25 protein-coding genes and 1 tRNA gene are annotated in these 25,752 nt (G+C 72.6%); 16 read left to right on the top strand and 10 right to left on the bottom strand.

Going from position 1 to position 25,752, the window contains the following annotated elements:
- Positions 1-56: 56 nt before the first annotated feature.
- Entirely contained in the window at positions 57-272 is a 216-nt protein-coding gene (locus ACFW6A_RS07670; RefSeq protein ID WP_351841573.1) for a hypothetical protein, read from the bottom strand.
- Between the two features lie 58 nt (positions 273-330).
- On the opposite strand from ACFW6A_RS07670, the gene ACFW6A_RS07665 reads away from it, so the two are divergent.
- Positions 331-858 carry a GNAT family N-acetyltransferase gene (locus ACFW6A_RS07665; protein WP_386639323.1) on the top strand — a complete coding sequence of 176 codons (528 nt, stop codon included), beginning with the start codon at positions 331-333 and terminating at the stop codon, positions 856-858.
- Here the strand turns inward: ACFW6A_RS07665 and ACFW6A_RS07660 are convergent.
- Entirely contained in the window at positions 776-1,603 is an 828-nt protein-coding gene (locus ACFW6A_RS07660) for a GNAT family N-acetyltransferase (protein WP_386639320.1), read from the bottom strand. The two genes, ACFW6A_RS07665 and ACFW6A_RS07660, sit on opposite strands and share 83 nt — an antisense overlap.
- Before the next feature lie 104 nt (positions 1,604-1,707).
- Between ACFW6A_RS07660 and ACFW6A_RS07655 the strand changes: the two genes are divergently transcribed.
- Together ACFW6A_RS07655 and ACFW6A_RS07650 are read left to right on the top strand one after the other, a co-directional pair.
- Positions 1,708-2,541, top strand: coding sequence for an LLM class F420-dependent oxidoreductase (locus ACFW6A_RS07655; RefSeq protein WP_351841569.1), 834 nt, complete (start codon positions 1,708-1,710; stop codon positions 2,539-2,541).
- Positions 2,542-2,605: 64 nt separating this feature from the next.
- On the top strand, positions 2,606-5,260 hold the full coding sequence (locus ACFW6A_RS07650; RefSeq protein WP_351841567.1) for a bifunctional FO biosynthesis protein CofGH: 2,655 nt from the start codon (positions 2,606-2,608) through the stop codon (positions 5,258-5,260).
- Positions 5,261-5,266: 6 nt separating this feature from the next.
- Here the strand turns inward: ACFW6A_RS07650 and ACFW6A_RS07645 are convergent, their stop codons facing one another.
- Positions 5,267-6,328: a tyrosine-protein phosphatase gene (locus ACFW6A_RS07645; RefSeq protein ID WP_351841565.1), complete on the bottom strand. Its 1,062-nt coding sequence runs from the start codon at positions 6,326-6,328 to the stop codon at positions 5,267-5,269.
- 169 nt (positions 6,329-6,497) lie between these two features.
- On the opposite strand from ACFW6A_RS07645, the gene ACFW6A_RS07640 reads away from it, so the two are divergent.
- Positions 6,498-7,592: an ADP-ribosylglycohydrolase family protein gene (locus ACFW6A_RS07640; protein WP_351841563.1), complete on the top strand. Its 1,095-nt coding sequence runs from the start codon at positions 6,498-6,500 to the stop codon at positions 7,590-7,592.
- A 51-nt stretch (positions 7,593-7,643) separates the two neighbouring features.
- Here ACFW6A_RS07640 and ACFW6A_RS07635 read toward each other — a convergent pair whose 3' ends face one another.
- The gene (locus tag ACFW6A_RS07635; RefSeq protein WP_351841561.1) at positions 7,644-8,429 is read right to left on the bottom strand and encodes an SDR family oxidoreductase; all 786 of its coding nucleotides are present in this window, start codon (positions 8,427-8,429) and stop codon (positions 7,644-7,646) included.
- A gap of 85 nt (positions 8,430-8,514) precedes the next feature.
- Here ACFW6A_RS07635 and ACFW6A_RS07630 point away from each other — a divergent pair, with 85 nt between their 5' ends.
- On the top strand, positions 8,515-9,348 hold the full coding sequence (locus ACFW6A_RS07630) for a hypothetical protein (RefSeq protein ID WP_351841559.1): 834 nt from the start codon (positions 8,515-8,517) through the stop codon (positions 9,346-9,348).
- 133 nt (positions 9,349-9,481) lie between these two features.
- Here the strand turns inward: ACFW6A_RS07630 and ACFW6A_RS07625 are convergent, their stop codons facing one another.
- From ACFW6A_RS07625 to ACFW6A_RS07615, 3 genes are all read right to left on the bottom strand, one after another.
- Positions 9,482-9,682 carry a DUF397 domain-containing protein gene (locus ACFW6A_RS07625; protein WP_319008591.1) on the bottom strand — a complete coding sequence of 67 codons (201 nt, stop codon included), beginning with the start codon at positions 9,680-9,682 and terminating at the stop codon, positions 9,482-9,484.
- Positions 9,683-9,931: 249 nt separating this feature from the next.
- Entirely contained in the window at positions 9,932-10,792 is an 861-nt protein-coding gene (locus ACFW6A_RS07620; RefSeq protein WP_351841556.1) for a helix-turn-helix transcriptional regulator, read from the bottom strand.
- Between the two features lie 345 nt (positions 10,793-11,137).
- On the bottom strand, positions 11,138-11,836 hold the full coding sequence (locus ACFW6A_RS07615) for a GPP34 family phosphoprotein (RefSeq protein WP_043228708.1): 699 nt from the start codon (positions 11,834-11,836) through the stop codon (positions 11,138-11,140).
- A 273-nt stretch (positions 11,837-12,109) separates the two neighbouring features.
- Between ACFW6A_RS07615 and ACFW6A_RS07610 the strand changes: the two genes are divergently transcribed.
- From ACFW6A_RS07610 to ACFW6A_RS07595, 4 genes are all read left to right on the top strand, one after another.
- A complete protein-coding gene (locus tag ACFW6A_RS07610) occupies positions 12,110-14,437 on the top strand; it encodes a serine hydrolase (RefSeq protein ID WP_386639313.1) in 2,328 nt (775 codons plus the stop codon).
- Between the two features lie 521 nt (positions 14,438-14,958).
- Positions 14,959-16,911: an MFS transporter gene (locus tag ACFW6A_RS07605; protein ID WP_386639433.1), complete on the top strand. Its 1,953-nt coding sequence runs from the start codon at positions 14,959-14,961 to the stop codon at positions 16,909-16,911.
- Between the two features lie 111 nt (positions 16,912-17,022).
- Positions 17,023-17,802: a signal peptidase I gene (gene lepB / locus ACFW6A_RS07600; RefSeq protein WP_386486237.1), complete on the top strand. Its 780-nt coding sequence runs from the start codon at positions 17,023-17,025 to the stop codon at positions 17,800-17,802.
- A gap of 26 nt (positions 17,803-17,828) precedes the next feature.
- A complete protein-coding gene (locus ACFW6A_RS07595; protein ID WP_351841550.1) occupies positions 17,829-18,122 on the top strand; it encodes a hypothetical protein in 294 nt (97 codons plus the stop codon).
- Between the two features lie 882 nt (positions 18,123-19,004).
- On the opposite strand, the gene ACFW6A_RS07590 is transcribed toward ACFW6A_RS07595, so the two are convergent.
- Positions 19,005-19,448, bottom strand: coding sequence for a hypothetical protein (locus ACFW6A_RS07590; protein ID WP_386639310.1), 444 nt, complete (start codon positions 19,446-19,448; stop codon positions 19,005-19,007).
- Between the two features lie 621 nt (positions 19,449-20,069).
- On the opposite strand from ACFW6A_RS07590, the gene ACFW6A_RS07585 reads away from it, so the two are divergent.
- Together ACFW6A_RS07585 and ACFW6A_RS07580 are read left to right on the top strand one after the other, a co-directional pair.
- Entirely contained in the window at positions 20,070-20,339 is a 270-nt protein-coding gene (locus ACFW6A_RS07585; RefSeq protein ID WP_386639307.1) for a hypothetical protein, read from the top strand.
- 236 nt (positions 20,340-20,575) lie between these two features.
- A tRNA-Trp gene (locus ACFW6A_RS07580) sits at positions 20,576-20,650 on the top strand.
- A gap of 535 nt (positions 20,651-21,185) precedes the next feature.
- Here the strand turns inward: ACFW6A_RS07580 and ACFW6A_RS07575 are convergent.
- Together ACFW6A_RS07575 and ACFW6A_RS07570 are read right to left on the bottom strand one after the other, a co-directional pair.
- Positions 21,186-21,878: an HAD family hydrolase gene (locus tag ACFW6A_RS07575; protein ID WP_386639304.1), complete on the bottom strand. Its 693-nt coding sequence runs from the start codon at positions 21,876-21,878 to the stop codon at positions 21,186-21,188.
- Entirely contained in the window at positions 21,865-22,731 is an 867-nt protein-coding gene (locus tag ACFW6A_RS07570; protein ID WP_030495245.1) for a GntR family transcriptional regulator, read from the bottom strand. Before ACFW6A_RS07570 ends, ACFW6A_RS07575 begins: the two co-directional genes overlap by 14 nt.
- A 153-nt stretch (positions 22,732-22,884) precedes the next feature.
- Between ACFW6A_RS07570 and ACFW6A_RS07565 the strand changes: the two genes are divergently transcribed.
- The 5 genes from ACFW6A_RS07565 to ACFW6A_RS07545 all read left to right on the top strand — a co-directional run bounded on the left by ACFW6A_RS07565 (position 22,885) and on the right by ACFW6A_RS07545 (position 25,741).
- Positions 22,885-23,217, top strand: coding sequence for a hypothetical protein (locus ACFW6A_RS07565; protein ID WP_386639299.1), 333 nt, complete (start codon positions 22,885-22,887; stop codon positions 23,215-23,217).
- A 2-nt stretch (positions 23,218-23,219) separates the two neighbouring features.
- Complete coding sequence (locus ACFW6A_RS07560; protein ID WP_386639296.1) at positions 23,220-24,578, top strand: FtsK/SpoIIIE domain-containing protein; 1,359 nt, start codon at positions 23,220-23,222, stop codon at positions 24,576-24,578.
- 77 nt (positions 24,579-24,655) lie between these two features.
- Complete coding sequence (locus ACFW6A_RS07555) at positions 24,656-25,357, top strand: DUF2637 domain-containing protein (protein ID WP_386639293.1); 702 nt, start codon at positions 24,656-24,658, stop codon at positions 25,355-25,357.
- Positions 25,358-25,377: 20 nt separating this feature from the next.
- Positions 25,378-25,566 carry a mobile element transfer protein gene (locus ACFW6A_RS07550; protein WP_350977120.1) on the top strand — a complete coding sequence of 63 codons (189 nt, stop codon included), beginning with the start codon at positions 25,378-25,380 and terminating at the stop codon, positions 25,564-25,566.
- Positions 25,567-25,585: 19 nt separating this feature from the next.
- Positions 25,586-25,741, top strand: a complete 156-nt coding sequence (locus ACFW6A_RS07545; RefSeq protein ID WP_381140135.1) for a hypothetical protein — start codon at positions 25,586-25,588, stop codon at positions 25,739-25,741.
- Positions 25,742-25,752: the final 11 nt, after the last annotated feature.

Genomic DNA, 25,752 nt, shown 5'->3' with positions numbered 1-25,752 from the left:
GCGAAAGCGGCGGTCCCGTGGGGGGTACCGCCGCTTTCGTGCGTCGCCGGACGGGGTCAGTGCCCGCCGGGCAGCAGGTTCTCCACGGCCTTGTTGGCGGCGGGCAGGTCGGCGGCGGCCGGGGGCTTCGGCTTCGGGTTCAGGACGCCGCTGAGGGGGACCACCGACGGCAGGTTCATGCCGCCGGTGTCGGCCGACGCGGTGGCGGCGGAGGCGAGGCCGGCGGTGGCGGCGAAGGCGGTCAGGGCGGCTGCGGTGAGGAGCTTCTTCATGCCCCGCCCAACGGGAGGCGGGCGCGGGCGGTTACTGGCGGGCCCCTACGATCACGCCGTGGACGAGGGGTACGGGAGCGGGGGCTGGCGGCTGCGGCCGGGCCGGCCCGGGGACGTCGAGGCCATCGCCGACCTGCGGGCGGTCGTCATGCGCGCCGATCTGGAGCGGCTCGGCCGCTACGACGGGCACCGGGTGCGGCAGCGGCTGCGGGACGGTTTCTCCCCCGCGCACACCTCGGTGATCGAGACCCCGGGGCACCCCCTCGCCGGGTGCGTCACCCTCCGCCCCGACGGCGACGGCCTCCGCCTGGAGCACTTCCTCCTGTCGCCCGCCCTCCAGGGCCGCGGCCTGGGCACCGCCGTCCTGCGCCACCTCCTGGCCGGGGCCGACGCCCGCTCCGCCCCGGTCCGCCTGGAGGTCCTGCGGGGCAGCCCGGCCCGCCGCCTCTACGAACGGGAGGGGTTCGTGCGGGAGGCGGAGGACGCGGTGGACGTGTTCATGGTCAGGGCGCCGAGCCCCCTCCCGGCGCCTCCGCCGGCCGCTGCGTCTCCGGCGTCTCCGGCGCCTCCGGTGCCTCCGCGATGAGGGCCGTGGCGACGGTGCGGAAGCCGAGGCGGGCGTAGAGGCGCTCCACGGACGCGTCCGAGGCCGTCAGGAACACGAGGCCGACCCCGCGCGCCCGGGCCTCCGCGACCAGCGCGGCGGTCACCGCGAGGCCCAGGCCGCGGCGGCGGGCGCCCGGACGGGTGCCGACTCCCACGACCTCCGCCACGTCCCCGACGGGCTGGACCTGGCCGCCCGCCAGCGCCTCCCCGCCCGCCGCCTCCCCGCCCGCCGCGTCGAAGGCGGCCGCGAGGACGGTCAGCCCCGCCTCGATCCGCTCGCCGACCCGCCGGGCGTCGCCCGGTCCCGGGACGGCCCCGAAGGCCGCGTACGGGGCGGCGACGGCGTCCGCGAGCCGGGGGTCGGCGGCGCCGACGGTCCGTACGACGGCGTCGACGGGCGCCGGTACGGGGAGCGGGTCGCCGTCCAGCACCATCAGCGGGTGCGCGTGCACGACCAGCCCGCTCGCCGCCACGGCCGCGCGCAGCCCGGGGGTCGTCTCGGCCACCCACTCGAACGCCTCCGGCAGCCCCAGCTCCCGCTGCCGGGCCCGCACCCCCTCCACGTCCGCCACGGACACGCCACCGGTGTGGCCGAGCGTCGGGCGGGCGTAGAACGGCCAGCCGTCGGCGCCCTCCCGCACGAAGAAGGTCAGGGGTCCGAAGTCCTCCGCGCGGGCGGAGGAGCGGGGCACGGCGTCGTAGTACGCCTCGATTCGATGCAGCACGCGCGCCACGGTAGGGGCGGCGGGGGCGGCCGGCACGCGGATTTCGCGCGGCGGGCGGCGCCGGAGGTCTCGGAATCCCGCGCCGGAGCCCCTAGCGTGCCCCCATGCGGATCTCGACCACGATCTTCCTGACCGACGAGACCATCTCGCCCGTGCGGCTCGCCCGTGAGCTGGAGGAGCGCGGCTTCGCCGGGCTCTACCTCCCCGAGCACACCCACATCCCCGTCGAGCGGACCACGCCCTACCCGGCGGGCGGCGGCCTCCCGCGCGAGTACGCGCGGACCCTGGACCCCTTCGTCGCGCTCGCGCAGGCCGCCGCCGTGACCGGGCGGCTCGGGCTCGGGACCGGGATCACCCTGCTCGCGCAGCACGATCCGATCGTCCTCGCCAAGCAGATCGCGACCCTCGACCACCTCTCCGGCGGCCGGTTCACCCTCGGCCTCGGGTACGGCTGGAACAAGGAGGAGGCCGCCGACCACGGCGTCGCCTGGGGCACGCGGCGGGAGCTGGTGGCGGACCGGCTGGCACTGATGCGGGCCCTGTGGGCGCCGGAGCCGACGGCGTACGAGGGGGAGCACGGCTTCTCCGTGCGCGCCTCCGAGGCGTGGCCGAAGCCGGCCGGCGGAGCGCCGCGGGTGCTCCTCGGCGGGGCCGCCGGGCCGAAGCTGTTCGCGGCCGTCGCCGGGCAGGCGGACGGCTGGATGCCGATCGGCGGGCGCGGCCTGTCGGAGTCCCTGCCGGTGCTGCGGGCCGCGTGGGAGCGGGCGGGACGCGATCCGAAGGACCTCCGGGTCGTGCCGTACGCCGTCCTCCCGAGCCCCGGCAAGCTCGCCCACTACGCGGAGCTCGGCTGCGAGGAGACCGTCCTCCAGCTGCCGCCGGCCGGCGAGGACGAGGTGCTGCGGGTGCTGGACGCGTACGCGGAGTTCCTGCCGTGACGGCCGTGTGACGAGCCCCGGGGACGCCTCTTCCCCGCTCCGGGGCCGCTCGTATGCTCGGTACATGACGGACCACCAGGCCGACCAGCAGACCGACCGCCAGGCCGACCAGCACAGCGGGCGGCAGGCCCCGCCCCCGACCAGGAACGCGATGCGCCGGGCGCTGCGGCGCGCGCGGGACGGCGTCGCGCTCGACGTCGGCGAGGCGGCGGTGCTGCTCCGGGCGCGCGGCGAGGACCTGGCGGAGCTGGCGGCGGTCGCGGGGCGGGTCCGGGACGCCGGGCTCGAAGCCGCCGGGCGGCCGGGGGTGATCACGTACTCGAAGAGCGTGTTCATACCCCTCACCCGGCTCTGCCGCGACAAGTGCCACTACTGCACCTTCGTCACCGTGCCGGGGAAGCTGCGGCGCGCGGGCCACGGCATGTTCCTCTCCCCGGACGAGGTCCTGGACATCGCCCGGCGCGGTGCCGCGCTCGGCTGCAAGGAAGCGCTGATCACGCTCGGCGACAAGCCGGAGGACCGCTGGCCGGAGGCGCGCGAGTGGCTCGACGCGCACGGCTACGACGACACCCTCGCGTACGTGCGGGCGATGTCGGTGCGGATCCTGGAGGAGACCGGGCTCCTGCCGCACCTCAACCCGGGCGTCCTGTCGTGGACGGACTTCCAGCGGCTCAAGCCCGTCGCCCCGTCGATGGGGATGATGCTGGAGACCACGTCCACCCGCCTCTGGTCCGAGCCCGGCGGCCCGCACTTCGGCTCGCCGGACAAGGAGCCGGCCGTGCGGCTGCGGGTCCTGGAGGACGCGGGCCGTTCGTCCGTCCCCTTCACCTCGGGGCTGCTGCTCGGCATCGGGGAGACGTACGAGGAGCGGGCCGAGTCCCTCTTCGCGCTCCGCCGCGTCGCCCGTGCCTACCACGGCGTCCAGGAGCTGATCATCCAGAACTTCCGGGCCAAGCCGGACACGGCCATGCGCGCGATGCCCGACGCCGAACTCGACGACCTCGTCGCGGCCGTGGCCGTCGCCCGGCTCATCATGGGCCCCTCCGCCTGCCTCCAGGCGCCGCCGAACCTGGTGGACGCCGAGTACGAGCGGCTGATCGCCGCCGGCATCGACGACTGGGGCGGCGTCTCCCCGCTCACCATCGACCACGTCAACCCGGAGCGCCCCTGGCCGCGGATCGAGGAGCTGGCCGGACGCTCCGCCGCCGCCGGCTTCGAACTGCGCGAACGGCTCTGCGTCTACCCCGAGTTCGTGAAGCGCGGCGAGCCCTGGCTGGACCCGCGGATCGTGCCGCACGTCCGCGCCCTCGCCGACCCGGAGACCGGCCTCGCGAACCCGGACGCCGTGGTCCGCGGCCTGCCGTGGCAGGAGCCGGACGAGACCTTCGCCGCCGCCGGGACCGGCACCGGCCGCACCGACCTGCACGCGACCATCGACACCGAGGGCCGCACCGGCGACCGGCGCGAGGACTTCGACGAGGTGTACGGGGACTGGGAGGCGCTGCGGGAGGCCGCCGCGCCCGGCCTGGTGCCCGACGCGGTCCCGGAGCGGATCGACGCCGAGCTGCGCGAGGCGCTGGCCGTCGCCGCCGACGACCCGACGAAGCTCACCGACCCGCAGGCCCTCGCCCTCTTCCACGCGGACGGGCCCGCCCTCGACGCGCTGTGCGCGGTCGCGGACGACGTGCGCAGGTCGGCGGTCGGGGACGAGGTGACGTACATCGTCACCCGGAACATCAACTTCACCAACGTCTGCTACACCGGCTGCCGCTTCTGCGCCTTCGCCCAGCGGCGGACCGACGCCGACGCCTACACCCTCTCCCTCGGCCAGGTCGCCGACCGGGCGCAGCAGGCGTGGGACGTCGGCGCGGTCGAGGTCTGCATGCAGGGCGGCATCCACCCGGACCTGCCCGGCACCGCGTACTTCGACATCGCCCGGGCCGTCAAGGAACGCGTCCCCGGCATGCACGTGCACGCCTTCTCGCCGATGGAGGTCGTCAACGGCGCGACCCGCACCGGCCTGTCGATCCGCGAGTGGCTGACGGCGGCGAAGGAGGCGGGGCTCGACTCGATCCCCGGCACGGCCGCCGAGATCCTCGACGACGAGGTCCGCTGGGTGCTGACCAAGGGCAAGCTGCCCACCGCCACCTGGATCGAGGTGATCACCACCGCCCACGAGCTGGGCCTGCGCTCGTCCTCGACGATGATGTACGGGCACGTCGACCAGCCCCGCCACTGGCTCGGTCACCTCCGCACCCTCGCCTCGATCCAGCAACGGACCGGCGGCTTCACGGAGTTCGTGACCCTCCCCTTCATCCACACCAACGCGCCCGTCTACCTCGCGGGCATCGCCCGCCCGGGCCCGACGGTCCGCGACAACCGCGCGGTGACGGCGATGGCCCGCCTCCTGCTCCACCCGCACATCCCGAACATCCAGACCAGCTGGGTGAAGCTGGGCGCGGAGGGCGCGGCGGAGATGCTGCGCTCCGGTGCGAACGACCTCGGCGGGACGCTGATGGAGGAGACCATCTCCCGGATGGCCGGGTCGAGTTACGGCTCGTACCGCTCCCTCCGCGACCTGGAGGCGATCGCGGCGGCGGCCGGCCGCCCCTCCCGCCCCCGCACCACCCTCTACGGCGAGGTCCCGCAGGACCGCCAGGCGGCCGCCCGCGCCTCGGACGGCCACCTGCCGGAACTGCTGCCGGTGGTCGAGGGCTGAGGGCGGTCAGCCGACCAGCAGGTCGCGCTCGAGGGCCTTCAGCTCCCGGGCGTCGAGGCCGACGCCCTTGCGCAGGTAGGCGCGGAAGGAGCCGTACTCCTCCTCGACCTCGTCGAAGGAGGCGTTGAGGTAGGCGGGCCGCACGTCGAGGAGCGGCTTGTAGACGGCCGCCTGGACGGGCGGCAGGTGGGAGAGGACGGCCTCGTTGGCGGCGGCGCGGTACGTGTTGCTGGCGAGGTAGTCGGCCATGACCGTCTCCTCGGGGACGCCGAGGGCGGTGAGCAGCGCGGCCTCGGCCCACCCGGTGCGGTCCTTGCCGGCGGTGCAGTGGAAGAGGACGCCGTCGTTCTCGCGGATCTCGTCGAGGAGGCCGGTGTACGCGGCCTTCGCCGTCTCCCCGCTCACCATGAAGCGGTTGCCCTCGACCATCATCGCCTCGGCCTCGGCCGGGGTCTTCGGCATCGAGGTGAAGGTGCCGGTGCCGGCCAGGACATCGGCGACGAGGTGCGTCGCGCCCGCCGGGACGCGGTCCGGGGCGGAGGCCCGCTCGGACTCCATGCGCAGGTCGACGACGGAGCGCAGGCCGAGGCGGGTCAGCTTGGCGAGGTCGGCGTCGGTGAGCCGGTCGAGCGCGTCGGAGCGGTAGACCTCGCCCATCCGCACCCACCGGCCGTCGCGGGTGCGGTAGCCGCCCGCGTCGCGGAAGTTGGCCGTGCCCTGGAGCCGTATCAGCCGGTCGGCGAGGTGAAGCGGGGTGCCGTGGTCGGGCACGAGGTCGAACCAGTTGCGGTCGGCGCCGGGGCGGACCCGGACGGTGACCGAGCCGGTCGCGCCGCCGCGTGCGACGGTGCGGCCCTCGGAGCGGATGACGACCGTGCGGACGCCCGGGGCGGTCCAGGCGACGGTGGAGGTGCCGTCGGCGTTGTCGGTGACGGTCGCGGCGGTGAAGGGGACGCGGTGCGCGTCGCGGGCGGGGGCGTGCGCGGAGGCGGCGGGTGCGGCGAGGCCGAGGAGGAGGGCGGCGGCCAGTGCCGCGGAGGAGGACTTGACTCGTGTCACGGGGGTCATGCGGCGGATCGTTCAGGCCAACGGAAAACCTCGGGTGAACTGTGGTCAAAAGCGGCCCGAAGGGCGTCCGATCACATAAGGTTCCAGCCCCCGAACGGGCACGGTCGGTCGATTAGAGTGCTGCGGAGACCGGTGAGAGAACGGGACCTCGGACGGGGGAGGGCACGTCGTGACCACCACTGCCGCGGCCGTGTGGGGCCGCACCGAACAGCAGGACTTCCGTTCGCGCGTCCGCGGCTGCCTGCTCGGCGCGGCCGTCGGCGACGCGGTCGGCGCGGGCGTGCACGACCGCACGCTCCGGGAGATCCGTACGGCGCACGGCGAGGCGGGCCTCACGGAGCCCCCCGACGGCGTCCTGCCGGTCACCGCCGCCACCCAGATGAGCCTCTTCACCCTGGACGGCCTCATCCGCGCCCACGTCCGCCGCGACACGGGCGTCTGGCACCCGCCCAGCGACGTCCACCGCGCCCAGCTGCGCTGGGCCGCCACCCAGCGCGACTGGGGCCCCGACGAACGGCGCGGCGACAACGGCTGGCTCGGCCGCCAGGAGTGGCTCTACGCCCGCCGCCGGCCCGCCCGGGCCTGCCTCACCGGACTCGGCGACGAGCGCCTCGGCACCCCGGACCGGCCCAAGAACCCCGACGCCGACGACTCCGGCGCGCTCGCCCGCTCCGCGCCGTTCGGCCTGCTCGTCGGCTGGGAGCCGCAGCTGGTCTGCCAGCTCGCCGTCGAGTGCGCCGCCCAGACGCACGGCGCGCCCGCCGCGACGCTCGCGGCCGGCGCGCTCGCCGTCACCGTCCACGGCGTGGCCCGCGGCGCCTCCGTCGAGGCCGCCGCCGGTACGGCCCTGGGCCTGCTGGCCGACCGGCCCGGCCACGAGCCGGTGACCGGGGCGCTGGCGCGCGCGCTCGCGGCGGTGCGGGAGGGCGTCCCCGACGCGGAGCGCGTCACGGCCCTCGGCGCGGGCGAGGACCGCGCGGAGGGCCAGCTGGCGGCCGCCGTCTACTGCGCCCTCGTCGGCGAGGACGTCCGCCACGGCCTCCGGCTGGCCGTCAACCACGACGGCCCCTCGGCCGTCACGGCCGCGGTCACCGGCGCGCTGCTCGGCGCCCAGCACGGCGAGACGGCCCTCCCGCCGGCCTGGCTGGCCGCGCTGGAGGGCCGCGCGACCCTCCTGGAGCTCTCCGACGACTTCGCCATGGAACTCACCCAGTCCACCACCCTCCACACCCCCACCTGGCACACCCGCTACCCGGTCCTCTGAGGCGCCCGCCGCGACGCTCCCGGCACGGCCTTCCCGGCGCGGCCCCCGGGATCACCGCATCAGCTCGCCCGCGTTGACCAGCAGCGACTGCCCCGTGATCGCGCGGGCCCGCGGGGAGGCGAGGAAGGCGACGGCGTCGGCGACGTCCGTGTCGCCCGCCAGCTCCGGCAGGGCCATCCGCGAGGTGAGCCGCCCGAGGACCTCCGCCTCGTCCACCCCCTCCGCCCGCGCCGTGAAGCGGACGAAGGCCTCCACCGGCGGTCCCCACATCCACCCGGGCAGCACCGTGTTGACCCGGATCCGGTCCGGCCCCAGCTCCCGCGCCAGCGAGTACATCGCCGAGGTCAGCGCCCCCTTGGAGGCGGCGTACGCGGCCTGCTGCACCTGCGTCGGCGCGGCGACCGCCGACTGCGTGCCGATGAAGACGACCGACCCGCCGCCCGCCGCCCGCAGCGCCGGCAGGCAGGCCCGGGTCATCCGCAGGGTGCCGAGGAGGTTGACGTCGAGCACGCCCTGCCAGGTCGCGAAGTCCGCGTCGGCGAGCCCGCCGAAGTACGAGTCCCAGGCGGCGACGTGCACGACCGCGTCGATCCCGCCGAAGCGTTCGACGGCGAGCGCGGCGAGCGCCGCGCACCGCGCCTCGTCGGTGACGTCGGTGGCGAGGTGGGCGGTGTGCCCGCCCGCCGGGTCGATCGCGGCGGCGGTCCTGGCGAGGTTGGCCTCGGTCCGGGCGCCGAGCACCGCGTTGCCGCCGTCGCGCACCACCGCCTCCGCGACCCGGTGGCCGAGCCCGGCCCCGACGCCCGACACGACGACCGTCTTCCCCTGGAGCAGCATCCGGGTGCCTCCCGCCTCTGGCCACTGATCTGACGGTCCGTCAGAGTAGGTGGCTCGAGCCGCACAGGGAAGGGAGACGACGGCGATGAGCGACGCCGAAGGGGCCGAGAGGTACGGGGAGCTGGCCGCCACGGGGCCGTACGGGGTCCGCCCGGGCCATGCCCTGATCACCATGGTGGAGCCGCACCCGGGCCACGAGTACGCGTACAACCGCTGGTACGAGGACGACCACTACTACGCCGGCGCGATGGCGATGCCCTGGATGTTCGCGGGCCGCCGCTGGGTCGCCACCCGCGACCTCCAGGAGCTGCGGACCCCGGAGAAGTCCGCCGTCGCGCAGCCGGTCACCGCCGGCTGCTACCTCTCCACGTACTGGATCACCGAGGGCCGCTACGACGCGCACATGAAGTGGACCGTCGCCATCAACAAGCGGCTCAACCGCGACGCCCGCGTCTACCACGACCGCACCCACGTCTTCACGTCCTTCCAGGACCACGAGACGACGGTGTACCGGGACGGGGCGGCCGGTCCGCGCGACTTCCACGCCCTCGACCACCCCTACGCGGGGCTGATCCTCCAGGTCGTGGACTGCGCCGGGCCCGGGGAGCGGGCGGCCCTCCTCGAACGGCTCGCCGCCCGCGAACTCCCGCGCCGGCTGGCGGGCTCCCCGGCGGCGATGGTCACCGTCTTCCGCCCGACGCCGCTGCCCGGCGACCGCATGACGTACGTGAAGCAGGTGGAGGGCGTCGACACCCGGCTCACCCTGCTCTGGTTCCTGGAGCGGGATCCGCGCGACTGCTGGGCCGGCCACTTCGCGGACCTGGACGGCCTCGCGGACGGGGCGGGCCGGGTGGAGCTGGTGGCGCCCTTCGTCCCGACCGTCCCGGGCACGGACACGTACGTGGACCGGCTGCGCTAGGGGAAGGCGGCCCCGGACACGGGCGAGCCCTCTCGGCCAGGACGGCGGACCGGTCGAGAGGGCGGTGCTGCACGGGGTGCGGAGGGCGCGGGCGGTGCGTGTCCCGCCGCGGGCGGTTCCGGTTCCGCGGACCTCAGAGGGCCCCGTTGCTCACCTGGCCGACGAAGGCGTTCCACGAGCCCGGTCCGAAAGAGAGGGACGGACCCTCGGGAGCCTTGGAGTCGCGGACGGCGATGGCGGCGACGACCGGGGACTTCACCTCGACGCAGGCGCCGTTGCCGCCGGAGTAGGAGGACTTGGTCCAGTTGTCGGTGGCACCCTGGATGATGGCCATGATGTGCTCAACTCCGGTTCTGCCCGAAGGCGTCGGGATCGTCGCCGGGGTGGTCTCCACCGGCCTGATCGACGCTACTCGCCGGTCCCGAGCGGCGGGACCGGCGTTCACACGACCGGGTGGCATATTCCAACGGGGCTTCCGTCGGGCGGAGTCGGGGGTGTACGGTGCCTCCCCCCTGTGGTTCAGACCTGTCGGGCCCCGCTCCGCGCGCCTGACCTGCCGGAACCGTCCCGAGTGCCGGGACTGTCAGCCCTGTGCGTATTTCTTCGCGATGCCGGCCACGAAGTCCCGCGTCTGCTCCACGCCCAGCGCCTGCGCCCGCAGGTGCTCGTACATGTAGCTGTACTTCGAGACGTCCGGCCCCTTCTCCAGGTACAGGTCGCTCGTCACGCCCTCGATGTAGACGACGCTGGAGTCGGAGGCGTCCGGGAACTCCAGGATCGAGTACTGGCCGCTGATGCCCGGGTGCGCGCCCGTGTCGAAGGGCAGCACCTGCACGGTCACGTGCGGCAGGTGCGACTGCTCGACGAGGTGCTCCAGCTGTTCGACCATCACCTGCGGGTTGCCCACGATCCGGCGCAGCGCCGCCTCGTCGATGACCGCCCACAGGCGCAGCGGGTTCTCCTCGTCGCGGATCCGGTCCTGGCGGCGGGTGCGGACGTTGGTCCGCTTCTCGACGTCGGCCGGCGTCGACTCGGGCAGCGCGCCGGAGATGACGGCGTGGGCGTACGCGCGGGTCTGGAGCAGGCCGGGGATGATCTGCGGCTCGTAGACGCGCAGGCTCTGGGCGTCCGTCTCCAGGCCGATGTAGACGCTGTACGGGATGTCGCCGAAGGCGTGCCACCAGCCCTGCTGCCGCGAGTCCTTGGCCATCTGCATGAGGGAGTTGACCATGGCCTCGTCCTCGACCTCGTACACCCCGCACAGGTCGCGCACGTCGCGCTGGCTGATGGAGCGGCGGCCGTTCTCGAGACGGCTGATCTTGGACTGGGAGACGAGGAGGCGCTCGGCGACCTGTTCGGCCGTCATGCCCTTGCCCTCGCGGAGCTTGCGCAGCTCCTGGCCCAATCGGCGTCGCCTGACGGTGGGGTTGACACTGGACGCCACGGAAACTGCACCTCCGGCTGCTGTCTGCGATGCGTAGCTGTGAGTATCTACTGCTTGGCAGACTGCCACCAAAGGTGCCGCGTGCGCTGGGAAAACCCGACAACGCGGTGCGGGGGACGCGGATGTGCGGGACGCCCGGAGGCGCCCCGCACACCTGGTGCGGCTCCCGGAAGGGGTATGCGGTGCGTGGTACGGCGGTGCGGTCGTGCGTGACGCGGCGGTGCGGCCGCGTTCGGTACGTGGTGCGTGGTGCGTCGGTGCGTGCGTACGTGCGGCGGTGCGTGCGTACGGCGGTGCGTGGTGCGGTCGTACGCGGCGTGCGGTGCGCGCGGCCGTGCGACCGCCTCAGTGGGCGGCGGCGCGGGCCATGCTGCCGCGCGGCTGGGCGGGTACGCCCGGGCCGCCCCGGCGCGGCTGTGCGGCCGCGCCGTTCTGGACGTCCATCACGGCGTGCGCCACGAGACCGCCCATGGGGTCGTGCCGGATCAGGTCGCGCAGCCGGGACCGCGACGACCGTCCTTCGTTGCCGGGGTACAGGTGCTTGCCGAGACCGACCGCGTGGGCCAGCGCGGCGAGCGCCGCGGTCCGCGGGTCCGGCGGTACGCCGGTGCGGATCGCACTGTCCAGCCGGGTTCTGATCTCCCGGCTGATCGCCGTGTCCGTCGCCTGGTAGCGAGTCGTCGGCAGCACCCCGCACATCTGGCCCTCCACGGCATGCACCATGCCGCATCGCTCCAGATGCGAGAGATACGTCTGGCGGAGCCCCAGTCGGGGTCCGCCGATCCAGTGGACGGCCCGGACCGGACTGCCGCGCCTGCGCAGCAGTTCCAGTGCGGAGTCCAGAGTCGGATCTCCGGTCGGCCGTGGCATCACCACGGCGATACGATCCCCGTCAGGGGCTATCCGTCCTGCCAGGGCCAGCTCTACTAGCTGTGCTCCGGCCAGGCCCAGATCGAGCGACTGCGGCTGCGCTGTGGTACCCGTGGTCGGGTCCAGAGCGAGCAGCAGAAGCTCCTCCGGAAGTGTTCTGCGGCTCCTGCCCATCCATGCCTCCCCGCGTGGATGAATGACAGGGTGACCCCTCTCACATTCATCTGTCGAGAGTGCCTGGGTGGTTCGTCCGGGAACCAGTAGGTATGTCGTTCTCGTCTAGCACGGGAGCCAAGGGGTTCACACAGGACACTGGTAGACGGTTCGGACGTACGCATGACGCATGGAGGAGGCACGGTGGCGGGCGAGTCCCCCGACAGGGCGGAGCAGCAGGGGTCGTCGGAGGGCAGGACGACGGGTTCGCCGTCGACGGTTGCGCCGGCTCAGGTGGACCAGCCGACGGCGGTCTTCAAGACCCTGGCGCCGCGCGCTCCGGAGGACGACGCGGAGAAGGCTCCGGCCGATGCGACCCCGACGGCTGAGGAATCGATTCCGGATGCCTCGGAGGACGCGGACGCCTCGCACGACCCGGCCGCCGCGGATGCCCCGGACGACTCGGACGCTTCGGATGCCTCGGACGCTTCGAAGGCGGCCGAGCCCGGGGGCGACCGTCTGAAGCAGGCCGTGGCGGCGTGGGTCGCGACGGCGGCGAAGCCGGCGGATGCGGATGCGGATGCGGACGGGGGCGAGGGCGAGCCCGCGGACGCTGACGGGCCCGCGGCCGAGAGCCGCGATGAGGAGTCCGAGCCGGAGCCGGAGGCCGCCGACGCGTCCGAGAAGGCCTCCGCGCCCGGAAAGGCCCCCGCGGCCGCCGAGGAGCCCGTGAAGGCCGCGCAGGCCCCCGGGGCGGCCGTCGAGGCGCCCAAGGCGCCGGAGCCGTCGTGGTTCGCCGCGAAGAAGGCCGGGACGCCGGAGGCCGACGCGAAGCCGGCCCCGAAGCCCGCGGCCACGACCGGCACGACCGATGACGCGGGTACGGACACGGACACGGACACGGGTACGGACGCGGACGCCGACACCGGTTCCGACACCGACACCGGCACCGCCGCGTCCCGGGCCGAGAGCCCGGTCGACCAGCCCACCACCATGTTCCGGGCGGTACGTCCGCCGGCCGCGCCCGCCGTGGACCAGCCGACGACCGCGCTCAAGCTCCCCCGCGAGGTCACGGGAGCCGACTCCGACAGCGAGCGGACGAGCACCTTCGTACCGCTGCGCCCGGACATCCCGGCCGACCAGAAGGCGGCGAAGGCCGCCGACAAGCCGGCCGCCCGGACCGCTCCGGCCGCCCCCGTCGTCCCGCAGACCCCTCAGACCCCGCAGGCCCCTCAGGCCCCGAAGCCGCCGGCCCCGGCGAAGGCCGCGGTCCCCGCGCCCGCGGTCGCGCCCGCGCTCGGGGAGCCCGAGCGGACGCGGCAGCAGCCGCTGCCGCCGCTCCCCCCGCTCGACCTGCTCGCCGAGCTGACGAACACCCCGCCCCCGCCGCCGAACGCCTGGCGCACGACCGTGCGCCGGGTCCGCATCTGGACCCCGCTGGTCCTGCTCCTCCTGATCGTCTTTGCGATCGCGCAGATGGTCCGGCCGCTGCCGGCGCCCGTCCTCACGCTCTCCGCGTCGCCCACGTTCACCTTCGGGGGCGGCCCGCTCCAGATGCCGTGGCCGGGCGAGGGCCAGGGCGCGGTGGAGGTCGAGGGCGTCGGTTCCATGGGCACGTACGGGGCGCAGAAGCCGGCCCCGATCGCGTCCGTGACGAAGACGATGACCGCGTACGTGATCCTCCGGGACCACCCGATCAAGGGGAAGCAGAAGGGCCCCGAGATCACCGTCGACAAGAAGGCGGCCGACCAGGCGAAGGCGGTGCACGAGTCGACGGCGCCCGTGAAGGAGGGGCAGACCTACACGGAGAAGGAGCTCCTCCAGCTCCTGATGATCCCGTCGGCGAACAACGTGGCCCGGCTGCTCGCGCGCTGGGACGCCGGTTCGGAGCAGGCGTTCGTCGACAAGATGAACGCGGCCGCCAAGGACCTGGGCATGACCCAGTCCCGGTACACCGACCCGTCCGGTCTGCTCGACTCGACCGTCTCCACCCCGCGGGACCAGCTGAAGCTGGCGAAGGCGGTCATGCAGTACGACGTGTTCCGCGAGATCGTGGACATGCCGAACGCGACCATCGAGGGCGTCGGCTACATCGAGAACAACAACAGCCGGCTCCTGCTCAAGGAGGGCGTGAGCGGCATCAAGACCGGCTCCTCCACCCCGGCGGGCGGCAACCTGCTCTGGTCGGCGAACACCGTCGTCGACGGCAAGATCCGCCGCATCCTGGGCATCGTGATGGGCGCGCAGGACGCCGAGACCCTCAACAAGAAGCTGGAGCTGTCGCTGGACTACAGCTACGAGCTGATCAAGAAGGCGCAGGACGACGTCACGTCCACGGTCGTCGTGAAGAAGGGCCAGGTCGTCGGCTACGTCGACGACGGCCTCGGCGGGCAGACGCCGGTCGTGGCGACGAAGGAGCTCAAGGCGGTCGGCTGGCCGGGCCTGAAGGTCAAGCTGGAGCTGACCGACGGCGGCAAGGCCGTCCCCCACACCGGCAAGGCCGGTGACGTCGTCGGCACGGTCTCGATCGGCGAGGGCGCGGGGAAGGTCGGCGCCCCGGTGGCGCTCCAGGCCGACCTGGTGGAGCCCGGCTTCGACAAGAAGCTGACCCGGGTGAGCTGACCGGCGGCTGTACGAACAGCAGGGCGCCCCGGACGACCGGGGCGCCCTGCTGTTAGCGTCTTCGGGTCCGGACGCGCCACGCGAACCCGCCCGGACACCGGACAGGAACCGCACGGAAGCCGCGCGGGAAAGCGGACGGAAGCAGCACGGAAGCAGCACGGAAGCAGCACGGAAGCAGCACGGAAGCAGCACGGGAAAGGGCCGCAGTGACCACCGCCGAGCCGACACGCGCGGGCCGCAGCACGGCCGCCGCCTCCCTCCCCGAGCAGCACCCCGACCGGACCCCCGACCGGGACCGCCCCACCCACCAGGGCCCGGCCACGGACCGGCCCCGGACCACGGACCGGACCCCGACCACTGACCGGGCCGCCGATCAGGGCACGACCACCGGCCGGACCACCGACCAGGGCACGACCACCGGCCGGGCCGCCCGCCAGGGCACGGACACCGGCCGGGACCGGACCACGGACCGAGGCACCGAACAGCCCGCCCACCAGGGCACGGACACCGAGCGGTCCACTGTGACGCGCTCCCCGCAGGACGCCGGGCCGGACGTCGCGCAGGATGGCACCCAGGAGGCCGCACCGGCCTCCGCCGTCTCCACCGACCCCGCCACTCCCGCCACCCTCACCACCCCGGCCGTCCCCGCTCCCACGCCCCCCACCCCCGGTTCCCCTTCGCGAATAGTGCTCCCGAACCAGCGCTCCGCCCCCGGGCGGACCCCCGCGCCGCTCCCGTCCCCGTCACCGCCTCCGCCGCGGCGCCGCAAGCGCCGCTACCCCGTGATGGTGGCGACGGGCGTCGCCGCGCTCCTGCACGTCCTGTGGTTCTTCTACTTCGCGAACAGCGGCGGCGACCTCGCGGCGCAGGACGCCTGGGCCGAGTTCGTCGGACGGCACCCCGACTCCGCGTACAACCTGGCCTGGTACGGCGGCATGCACCCGGTCTCGTACAGCGTGGTCTCGCCGTACGTGATGTCGGTGCTCGGCGTCCGCTCGACGATGATGATCGCGGGCACGCTCTCCGCCGCCCTGACGGCGCTGATCCTCGTGCGGGTCCCGGCGGTCCGGAACCCCATGGCGTGCTCCCTCGCGGGCGTCTTCGCCTTCCTCTGCAACGCGCTGTCGGGCCGGGTGACCTTCGGGCTCGGCATGATGTTCGCGCTCGGCGCGGTCGCCGCCGTCTTCTGCTGGCCGCACCGCTGGCGCCGCAGGCGCTGGGCGAAGGCCGCCGTGGCGGCGCCGCTCGCCGGGCTCGCGACGGCGTGCAGCCCGGTCGCGGGCCTGTTCCTCGGCGTGGTCGCGGCGGCGCTCTTCCTCAACAAGCGGAGGCCGGGCGCGTACGCCATCGGCCTCGCCCCGGTCGCGGTCGTCGCGCTCTCCTCCTGGCTCTTCCCCTTCTCCGGCACGCAGCCGATGTCCTTCGCGTCGACGTCGCTGCCGCTGCTCTTCGGGATCCTCGTCCTCGTCCTCGTCCCGAGGGACTGGCGGACGGTCCGCACGGCCGCCGCCTGCTACACCGTCGGCACCTTCCTGACCTGGCTGATCGACTCCCAGATCGGGTCGAACATCTCGCGGCTGCCGATGCTCTTCGCGGGCGTGGCCCTGCTGGCGGCGCTGCCGTACACGCGCCCGCGCTCGCGCCGCTGGTACGCGCTGGCCGTCGCCTTCCTCGGCCTGAACTTCTGGATCGGCTTCAAGGGCGTCGACGACGTGATCCGCACCCGCCCGGACGCCTCCTGGGCCTTCGAGGTGGCGCCGCTGATCAACCAGCTCCAGGTGCGGGAAGCCCGGAAGGCCCGCGTGGAGGTCGTCCCGGCCTCCAGCCACCGGGAGTCCTCGGCGCTCAGCCCCTACATCAACCTGGCGCGCGGCTGGAACCGCCAGGCCGACATGGAGCGCAACCCGCTCTTCTACGACGACACCCTCAACGCCGTGAACTACCGCGAGTGGCTCCACCGCTGGGCCGTCCGGTACGTCGTCCTGCCGACCGGCGCCCCCGACTCGGGCGCGGAGCGCGAGGCGGAGCTGGTCGACGAGGGCCTGCCGTACCTGAACCAGGTGTGGTCCGACGCGAACTGGCGGCTGTACGAGGTCGCCGGCGCCACCCCCCTCGCCGACCCTCCCGCCCAGGTCGAGCGCGCCGCCGAGAACGAGGTCGTCCTCCGCCTCGACCGCCCGGCCCGGATCAAGATCCGCGTCCCGTACTCGCCCTGGCTCGCCCTGATGGACGAGAACGGCGGCAAGCTGGAGCCCCCGCAGGAGACGGAGGAGTCCAAGCTCGCCCGGGAGGAGTCCGAGACCGAGATCCCGAAGGTCTTCGCCAACGAGAACGGCTGCCTGGTGAAGGCGAAACCGGACGAGGAGGGCGACGAGTGGACGGAACTGGTCGCCCCCAAGGCCGGTACGTACCGCCTGGCCGCCCCCTACAAGCTCTTCCCGCGCGGCACGGCCTGCCCGGAGGAACTGCGCTGACCCCTCCCGCCCCGCGGTCGCCCATCACGGTCACCCATCGCGGTCACCCATAAGGAGGGTGAACGCGGCAGGGGGCTGCTCACCCCCGGGCGCGGGCCCTAGGGTCGTCCCATGCGGCAGGAACCAACTGAATCGGGGCGTGCGGACGTGGCGGACACGGGAGACGTGGCGACGGAGACGAGGCCCGGCCCGGAGGCGGGGGAGACTTCGCCCCCGCCCCCCGCGCGCCGTCGCCGCCGGCTCTCCCCCTGGGTGGAGTACCCCCTGCTGGCGGTCGTCGCCCTGGGCCTCGCCTTCCTGATCAAGACCTTCCTGCTGCAGGCGTTCCTGATCCCCTCGGGGTCCATGCAGAACACCCTCCAGGAGGACGACCGCGTCCTGGTCGACAAGCTCACCCCCTGGTTCGGCTCGGAGCCCGGCCGCGGCGAAGTGGTCGTCTTCCGCGACCCCGCCGACTGGCTCGCCGGCCATGAGACGAAGCCCCCCACCACCGTCCAGAAGGCCCTCGGCTTCGTCGGCCTGATGCCCGCGGCCGGCGAGCAGCACCTGATCAAGCGGGTGATCGGCGTGGCGGGCGACACGATCGAGTGCCAGGGCACGGGCCCCCTGAAACTGAACGGCACCCCCCTGACCGAGCCGTACGTCTACGAGGGCAACACCCCCTGCAGCGACGACGAGGGCGGCCGGTTCAAGGTCACCGTCCCCGCCGGCCACCTCTGGGTCATGGGCGACCACCGCCAGGCCTCCCAGGACTCCCGCTACCACCAGGACGACGGCCGGGGCGGCATGCTCCCCCTCACCGACGTCGTCGGCCGGGCGGTCGTCGTGGCCTGGCCCGTCCCCCACTGGTCGACCCTCCCCATCCCGGACGCCTTCGACTCCCAGAAGTGACCGCGCACCACGAGAGAGACACCCCCATGGCCATCATCGTGACCTTCGACTTCCCCGGCGCCGGGCAGGAGCTCTACGACACGGTCATCGACCGCGTCACCGAAGGCCGGGGCTTCACCCGCTTCGCGGACCTCCCGAACCCCGGCCTCCTCTCCCACGCGGCGGGCCCGACGGCCGACGGCTTCCGCGTCACCGAGATCTGGGAGAGCCGCGAAGCCCTCGAAACCCACGCCAGGACCTTCGGCCCCGTCCTGGCCGACCTGGGCCAGTCCCACATCCACCCCACCATCACCCCGGCCCACAACATCGTCCTCACCTGACCCCGAAGCCCCCCACCCGCACGCAAAAGGGCGCCCGGTGACCTCACCGTGCGCCCTTCCCCCTGTGCCCCGGCAGGATCCGAACCTGCGACACCCGCTTCAGGGCCTCGGTCGGGCGGCCCCGGGCGGGGAGGGGCACTGCCGGCGGCTGCTGCGGCCGGCCGGATACGACCGCCGCCGTCCACCGTCGTTGATGCCAGCCGTGGATGTCGGCTGTCGTCGATCCGCGAACGGCCGCCGGTAATCCGAAGCATCCCCGACCGGGGGATGGTCCCTTCGTTGTGCATACCCCTCCCTACTGGTTGATCGACCGATCTGGACGGTACTCGCGACCGCGGAGGCTAGCGGACCAAGTCAGGGAAGGGGCAGAGTTCCAGTGGTTCGTCCTGACGATCGGCCCAGTGCCACCAAAGGGTCCGCCCCTGGCAGCGCCACAGGGAGCGGCAGACCCGCTGGGCGTCCTCCTCGCGCTCGCTGAGAACGAACCCTTTCCACTCCATGGGCCGGCCGCAGTCGGGACAGGGGAGAGGCCACTCGGCCATAGGCCCGGAACCTGCTCTCGGGCGTTGTCAGTGGTCGGTTGTAGCGTCGTGGACAAGGTTGGGCCGGTTCGCTGTTCCTCTGCGGAACACGGCGGCCAAGGGGGGTGGCAAGGGAGGGGTCCCCTGAGCTTTCACGCTTCGGGACCCTTGGCTCGGACCCCACCCCCCTCTCACCTTCCTCGGCTGATGGGGATCTCGTAGACGATCTCGCAGAGGGTGGCGGGCACGACGGTGTCCGCCGAGCAGCTCCTCAAGCCGAAGCGGGCCCGCGGCCACCCCGCTGTGGCCGCGTGTGCTGGAGGCCTGTCCGGGCCGACCCCGTGTTCAGCGCGGGGGTGGGTCAGTAGAACCAGACGACGAGACGGACGTTCTCCGGGCCGTGGACTTCGCTGAGGATGCGCATGACGCTCCAGACGCGGCCCCAGTCGGTGTCGTTCCCCGCGGCCGACGCACGGCTTCGTGTGCCGGAGGCGTCCGTCTCCTGCCAGTCTGCGGCGGCCAGCTCGGCCCAGGTCACCCATGTCGTCCCGTACGCGAAGTCGGGGCCGGCGAAATCGCGGCGCAGCCCTTCCGACGCGTCGTCCGGGAAGCCTCGGTCCCCGGCAAGCGGACGGAAGCCGAAGGAGTTGCGGATTCCGAAGAGGCACGCGAGGCCGTCGTAGGCGTTGCCCCTGTTCAGCAGGAAGAGGTCGATGCCCGCTTCCCAGACCGTGTCCTCATCGTCCGGGCCCCACAGACGGGCCCCTGGACGGCACTCGATCATCCCGCTGACATCCGTCGACATGGCGCGATCCTGCCCGCCAGCCCCGGGAGCCGGCACCTGTATTTCGTTCCGTGCGCTCGCGGAGGTCCTCGGCCGACCGCCGCCGTTGATGTCAGCCGTAGATGTCGAAGACCCCCTACCAAGATCGGTAGGGGGTCTTCGCACTGGTGCCCCCGGCAGGATTCGAACCTGCGACACCCGCTTTAGGAGAGCGGGAGGGCGAACCTCCGCCTGACCTGCCAAGATGCTGCAAGAGCTGATCGACACCCCAGAGCCCGAACACGCCCCTCGTTCCCCGTGGTTCCCCGCACGATCTGGCACGGATGTGGCACGACCTTCGCCGGCGTCTGTCAGTGCCTCGGGATAGCGTCCAGCTGCGCGCGGTCGGCTTCCGAGGTGTCCAGCTCTGTAGTGCGGCTGCATCCCTGGTTCTGTCCGGGGGCGGCCCGGTGCAAGCCCGGGACCCAACCGACGGCCAGGCTCCGCCGATGGCCAAGAGTGCCCTGCCAGCGCCGGCCGCGCGCAGCTGCGGCAGTGTCGAGCGCTTAACTGCACGATCCCACCTGCACCGGGTTGCCCAGCCGCTATCCTCCCCCCACGTCTGTGACTCAAGTCACCTGACTGGGGATCCTTGGGGGGATCATGGAAGACAGAGAACCACCCGCCTGGGTGGCGGCGCTGACGGTCCTGCTCGCTGCTGCTGCGGGCGTCTGGGGTCTGTGGTGTGTGGTGATCGGGTTCGTTGGCGGCACGATGCCTCTCATCGGCGTCGAGGTCGACGGAAGCGTCCTTCTGGGGCTCTTCATGCTCTTCGTGGGCGAACCCATCCTTCTGGCTGTCGCGCGCCTCGCCGCCATGGCCCTGATGCTCCCGATCATCTTGGTGACGACGAAGCGGCCAAGCCGAGATTAGCCAGGTCCCGTTCGACGATCTTGAAAACCGTCGAGGCAGCGATGTCTCCGTGGGTTCAAAGCCCACACCCACCGCAGGTGAACGGCCCCTGACCAGGCAGATCGGTCGGGGGCCGTCCTCGCGTGCGTTGCCCGTCAACCACCGTGGCTCCCCGCCAGCTTCCGGCCAAACGGGCACGCCAAGGGCGCAGACGCCACCTCGGCAGCAGCAGGATTCCTTAGGATGGCGGGCGGGGCGGAGCTGTAGCGCAGAGGTTGTCGCGCGCGGTCTCCAAAATCGCGAGGACGCCGGTTCGAATCCGGCCGGTTCTGCCCTCTTGCCGCATCCGGCGTGTCTGCCGCCTACATGCTGCGGTCACGCTAATGCGGGCCTGCGCCGGCCCCTCAGCCCACCACTCACCCCAGCTCCCATCCCGTCTGCCGTCGACCCACACACCGTGGAGCGGGCGTGGTTCAGGGCGTCAAGGTGGAGCGCGCCACTGTACGAACGACCTTGACGCCCTGGGCCGCGACTGCTCGGCTCTGCCTGGGTCGACGGCAGGCGGGATGGGAGCCCTCCACCTCCACGCCCCACCGGCCGGCACCCGCCCGCGGGCCCCTCCCATCCCGGAGCCTGAGCGCCCCCGCCGGAGGCATCGTCCTGAGCCGCACCCGTGTAGCGCCTCGGCCGCATCGCGGGTTCGTCACCCATCAACCCGAGCTGTCAGGCGTGCGGCCGGCGGTCGGGCTGGAGCGGGGCGGAGACAGGAGCGCAGGCCCGGGCGACGGGCCGCGCGCGCCGCGCTGTGCGCGGCGGGTGCCTTGATGAGGTAGAGAAACCTGTAACAGGTCTTCCGCTGCTCCTCGGCTATGCCGTGGTGAGTGCGTCGGCGATGGCGTGCATGTCGTCGGTGATGGTGTCGGCCTGGGCCTCGGCGAAGAGATCGGCCTTGTGGGGCTTGTTGGCGTAGGCGATCACCGTGGCCCCGGCTGTGTGGGCAGCCTGGATGTCTGTGAGCGAGTCACCGATCAGGGTGCAGTTCGTGACGTCGATGTGCATCCGCTCGGCCGCCGTGATGAGCGGGAACGGGTTCGGCTTCATCAGGTGGGGCTGTCCCGTAGGCCGGCCGACCACCTTCGCGACGTATCCCTCCAGCCCGTGCGCCTTAAGGAAGCTCTCGACGCACTCGGCCGAGTTGTTGCTCACCACCGCGACCGCCCTCCCTGAGGCTTTCACGGCCTGGAGGGCTTCCACCGCTCCCGGCGTCGGGGGGCCCGCCAGTGCTACGGCTTCGATCTCCGCCTCCGTTAGTCGCTGCTCGATCTCCCCACCCAGCTCGGCGTCCGCCGCGTGCGCGATGCGCAGAACCTCGATGGGGTCATCGGTCTCGGCCGCCTTCGCACCCGCGGATACGTCCTTCGCCGCGAGGATCGCCGTGAGCTGTTCTGCGACTTGGGAGGCAGGAAGCCCGGCGAACACATCGCACACGGGCCCGTCGAAGTCGAAGAAGACCACCCGGGCGTTGCCCAGGACCTCGGAGAGTCGGTCATCGTGCGTCAAGATCGAAGTCCCTTCCGATGGTCTCCCAGACGCTGTCGAACCACATCCGGGCTTGCTGGACCTGCTGCGCTCCGCCGGACGACTCGCCGTCGTTGACCGAGTGGTGGAACAGGGTCGTGTCCTTGCCGACGAGGTCATAGATTTCGATCGCCTCGCCCTGGGCGACGACCTTGTTCGGGCGGATCGGGTAGTAACCGAAGAACGCGTCCTCGTTGTTGATGACGTACAGCTTGAAGAACTGGGTGCCGCTGTGGACGCGGACGTTGATGCGCGTCTCGGCGACCAGGCCCAGGTGCTCCAGCTCGGTGATCGCGTCCCGGATGCTGCGGGTGTAGCCGACCATGATGTCGTGCATGCGGTCGCGGAGCCTCTTGTCGTCCGCGCCGTCGGACATCCGGACCGGTGCCGCCTGAGGGACCGCCATGTCGGGGACGAGTATCCGCATGGTGATGCTCGACGGGGTGAGCCTGCCGACACGGATCTTGTCGAGCGGCTCTTGAAGGGCACCGTGCAGTGTCTCGCTTGAGAACCCCGCGAAGTCGATGGTGACGTGATCCTTCGCGAATGCCTGCTCCACGTAAGGCCGAAGCCCCGCCGGCCGTTCCGTGCGGTTGCGGACGTAGACACCACTGCCCTTGCGCGAGACCACGAGTCCTTCGTCCTCAAGGTCCCGTAGCGCGCGTTGGATCGTCGCCCGCGCGAAGCCGTAGAGCTCCGTCAGCTCCTTGTGCGACGGCAGCTTCTCGCCCGGTCCGAGCCTCCGCGTACGAATCGCTGCGCTCAGGCTGCTCGCGACCTGCTCGTACGGGGCTCGGTCGTCGTCGGGGTCGAGGGGCTCGGGGACAAAGGTCATGAAGTCGATGGTAGGCGAGTTCCTCTAGGCAGGACAGTCATGCCAGTCATGTTGTTGACATGGCTAGCCATGTCTTCTAACTTCGAGATGTGACCAACCGGGTTAGCCAAGTTGGTCACCTAGTCCCTTCCTGCCCTCTCGAAGGAGAAACTCATGCCGTCGTTCAAGGTGGACACGTCGACCGCCGTGGTCTTCGTCGCGACCGCTCCCACGCCGAAGCTCGTGAGCAAGCAGACCGGCGAGAGGGCGGTGGACCGGGAGACCGGTGCCGGGCTTTCCACGGTGGGCCTGCTGATCTCGGACGAGGGGGAGGGCAACCTCTACCAGGTGACGGTCCCGGAGACCGGTCTCCCTGACGGGCTGACGCCGGGCATGCCGGTGACGGTCATCGGGCTCAAGGCCCGGGACTGGGAGAACACGTTCAACGGCCAGACCCGTCACGGCATCTCGTTCCGCGCTGTCGCGGTCACCCCGATGGGCGGCTGATCATGACCGACGTTGCGACTTTATGGGAGGTCGGTCTCCCGCTCGCCGGAGCCGCTGGCGGCCTCGGATACGCCAAGGTCCGTGCGCCCCAGGTGTTCTGGTCGCTGGTGGGTCTGCCGGTCACGCGGGTGCGGTTCGCGGTGACGTATCACGCGACGATGGACGTGTGCGGGCTGACGGTCCAGCCGTCCCGCCTGCGGGCGTTCATGGTCCGCAACATCGCCCGCCGCCCCGACGTCCAGCCCGTACCGCCCAAGGTCCGCCGGATCCGGGGCACCTCGACCGGCCTGCGGGTCACCCTCCGGCTTCCGGCCGGTCTGGAGCCCGCGGACGTGATGGCGGCCTCTGAGCGGCTGCGGCACGCCTGGGGCGTCCACTCGGTCAACGTCACCGTCACCAAGCCGGGGTTCGTGGAACTGCGGATGACCGGCTACGACGTCCTGAACCGGGTCCGGATGCCGCGCTCGCGTCGGCGCCCCGCGGGGCCGATGACGGTTCCGGTCGCGCTGCGGGAAGACGGGACGGCGTTCGTCCGGGACTACCTCAAGGTCCCGCACGCGCTGACCCTCGGCGCGAACCAGACCGGCAAGTCCATGTACCAGCGAAACCTGGTAGCCGGGCTCGCCCGGCTGCCGGTGGCCCTGGTCGGCATCGACTGCAAGCGCGGAGTCGAGCACCGCGGCTACGCTCCCCGCCTGTCCGCCCTGGCCACCACCCCGGAGGAAGCGGACGGCCTGCTGGACGCCCTGGTCGGGGAGATGGAGGACCGGTTCGACCTCCTCAGTGACTACGGGGTCGCCGACATCTGGGCCCTGCACGAGGACGTCCGTCCGGCGCCGGTGGTGGTCCTGGTGGACGAGGTCGCGGAGCTCTTCCTGACCGCGACGAAGAAGGACGAGGAACGCCGGGACCGGATGGTCACCCAGTTGATCCGCCTCGGCCAGCTCGCCCGCGCCGCCGGCATCTTTCTCGAAGTCTGCGGGCAGCGCTTCGGCTCCGACCTCGGCAAGGGCGCCACCGCCCTGCGCGCTCAGCTCACCGGCCGGACCGTGCACCGGGTCAACGACAAGCAGACTGCCGAGATGGGCGTCGGGGACATCGCCCCGGACGCGGTCGTCACGGTTCTGACGATCCCGCCGGACCGGCCCGGCATCGCGGTCGCCGGGGACACCTCCGGGGGCTGGTCCCGCATCCGTACTCCGCAGCTCTCCGCGGCTGAAGCGGCCGAGATCTGCCTCGCGCACGCCCACCTCACCCCGGATCTGCCCTCCCTCGCCGCCTATCGCCCGGTCCTACCGGACGGCATCGGCGCTGACCCGGAGCCGGTCCCGCTGGTGAAGCCGGACCCGGCCACCGCGTAACACCCCTGCACCGCCTCGGCGGCGTGACCGTCTCACGCCAGGTCCCTACCCGACCCATGCCCGAAAGGAGGTGACCCGTGCTCCGAACCCTCCGCCTCGACGCCGTCCTGGTCCAGGCCGTCATCGCCGGGGCCCTGTCCTTCGCCCACCTGCACGACCTGGCCGAAGCGGCCGGACAGGACGGATGGAAGGCGTGGGCCTACCCGGTCTCCGTCGACCTGCTCCTCGTCGCCGCCTGGCGCCGGATGCGAACCGACGCCGGAAACCGCGACGCCTGGCTCTGGTTCGCCATCGCCCTCATCGCATCGCTCGGCGCCAACGTCGCCACCGCCGGACTCCTCGACCTCAACCACGTCCCGCCCTGGCTGCGGATCCTCGTCGCCGGATGGCCCGCCATCGCCTTCCTCGGCGGCACCCTCCTCGCCCACGCCCACCCCGCCCCCGAACCCACCCATACCCCTGAGGCCGTACCGGCGCCGGAAGCCACTGCCGAGGTGACCGTCGAACGGGCCCCGGAACAGGCCCCCGAACTGCCGCCGGCCGAACCCACCCCGGTCGAGATCCAGCCGGAACCCGCACCGCAGGAAGAACAGCCCGAACCCGAGCCTGCTCCCGTGGTGCCTGCTGTGGCGGTGCCGCCCGCGCTGATGGCTCACGCCCAGAAGATCGCCGACGCGCACCGGGCCCAGACCGGCCAGCCGATCGACGCGGAAACCCTCCGCACCCGCCACGGCATGCCCCCGGCCCTCGCCGACTCCATCGCCCTCCAGCTCGCCTGACCCAGGAAGGAGCAAGACCCGTGCGACCCAACCGCTTCCACAACGTCGCCCGTATCGGCCCGGTGCAGGTCGGTACCCACCGCGACGGCCGCGGCCGGACCAAGCACACCGCCGTGTGCACGGCGCCCCGCTGCGACTTCTCCGCCGACTACGACACCCGCGCGGCGGCCGAGCTGGCCGCTCACACCCATCGCTGCAACCCCCGCTAGCAACTGAGGAGTTCGTGTCATGGACGTTCCGCTCTGGCTCGCCCTGATCGTCGTCGGCGGCCTCGGAATCAAGCTCATCCGCCCGCCCTGGTGGTTCGTCGCCGTCCTCCTGCTCGGCGGCTACCTCCTCGCCGACAGCCTCCTCGCTCCGCTCATCGACCCCATCGCCAAGTAGGGAGACCCGCC

Source organism: Streptomyces sp. NPDC058758, assembly GCF_042746075.1.
In the GTDB taxonomy this organism is placed as follows: domain Bacteria; phylum Actinomycetota; class Actinomycetes; order Streptomycetales; family Streptomycetaceae; genus Streptomyces.
The sequence above is the reverse complement of the archived record's forward strand: the minus strand, read 5'-3'. Positions and strand labels throughout refer to the sequence as shown.

Excerpts from the sequence above, each read along its gene's own strand:
- ACFW6A_RS07670 (WP_351841573.1), bottom strand. The coding sequence starts at position 272 with ATGAAGAAGCTCCTCACCGCAGCCGCCCTGACCGCCTTCGCCGCCACC.
- ACFW6A_RS07655 (WP_351841569.1), top strand. The coding sequence starts at position 1,708 with ATGCGGATCTCGACCACGATCTTCCTGACCGACGAGACCATCTCGCCC.
- ACFW6A_RS07650 (WP_351841567.1), top strand. The coding sequence starts at position 2,606 with ATGACGGACCACCAGGCCGACCAGCAGACCGACCGCCAGGCCGACCAG.
- ACFW6A_RS07645 (WP_351841565.1), bottom strand. The coding sequence starts at position 6,328 with ATGACCCCCGTGACACGAGTCAAGTCCTCCTCCGCGGCACTGGCCGCC.
- ACFW6A_RS07635 (WP_351841561.1), bottom strand. The coding sequence starts at position 8,429 with ATGCTGCTCCAGGGGAAGACGGTCGTCGTGTCGGGCGTCGGGGCCGGG.
- ACFW6A_RS07630 (WP_351841559.1), top strand. The coding sequence starts at position 8,515 with ATGAGCGACGCCGAAGGGGCCGAGAGGTACGGGGAGCTGGCCGCCACG.
- ACFW6A_RS07625 (WP_319008591.1), bottom strand. The coding sequence starts at position 9,682 with ATGGCCATCATCCAGGGTGCCACCGACAACTGGACCAAGTCCTCCTAC.
- ACFW6A_RS07615 (WP_043228708.1), bottom strand. The coding sequence starts at position 11,836 with ATGGGCAGGAGCCGCAGAACACTTCCGGAGGAGCTTCTGCTGCTCGCT.
- lepB (WP_386486237.1), top strand. The coding sequence starts at position 17,023 with ATGCGGCAGGAACCAACTGAATCGGGGCGTGCGGACGTGGCGGACACG.
- ACFW6A_RS07595 (WP_351841550.1), top strand. The coding sequence starts at position 17,829 with ATGGCCATCATCGTGACCTTCGACTTCCCCGGCGCCGGGCAGGAGCTC.
- ACFW6A_RS07590 (WP_386639310.1), bottom strand. The coding sequence starts at position 19,448 with ATGTCGACGGATGTCAGCGGGATGATCGAGTGCCGTCCAGGGGCCCGT.
- ACFW6A_RS07585 (WP_386639307.1), top strand. The coding sequence starts at position 20,070 with ATGGAAGACAGAGAACCACCCGCCTGGGTGGCGGCGCTGACGGTCCTG.
- ACFW6A_RS07570 (WP_030495245.1), bottom strand. The coding sequence starts at position 22,731 with ATGACCTTTGTCCCCGAGCCCCTCGACCCCGACGACGACCGAGCCCCG.
- ACFW6A_RS07565 (WP_386639299.1), top strand. The coding sequence starts at position 22,885 with ATGCCGTCGTTCAAGGTGGACACGTCGACCGCCGTGGTCTTCGTCGCG.
- ACFW6A_RS07560 (WP_386639296.1), top strand. The coding sequence starts at position 23,220 with ATGACCGACGTTGCGACTTTATGGGAGGTCGGTCTCCCGCTCGCCGGA.
- ACFW6A_RS07545 (WP_381140135.1), top strand. The coding sequence starts at position 25,586 with ATGGACGTTCCGCTCTGGCTCGCCCTGATCGTCGTCGGCGGCCTCGGA.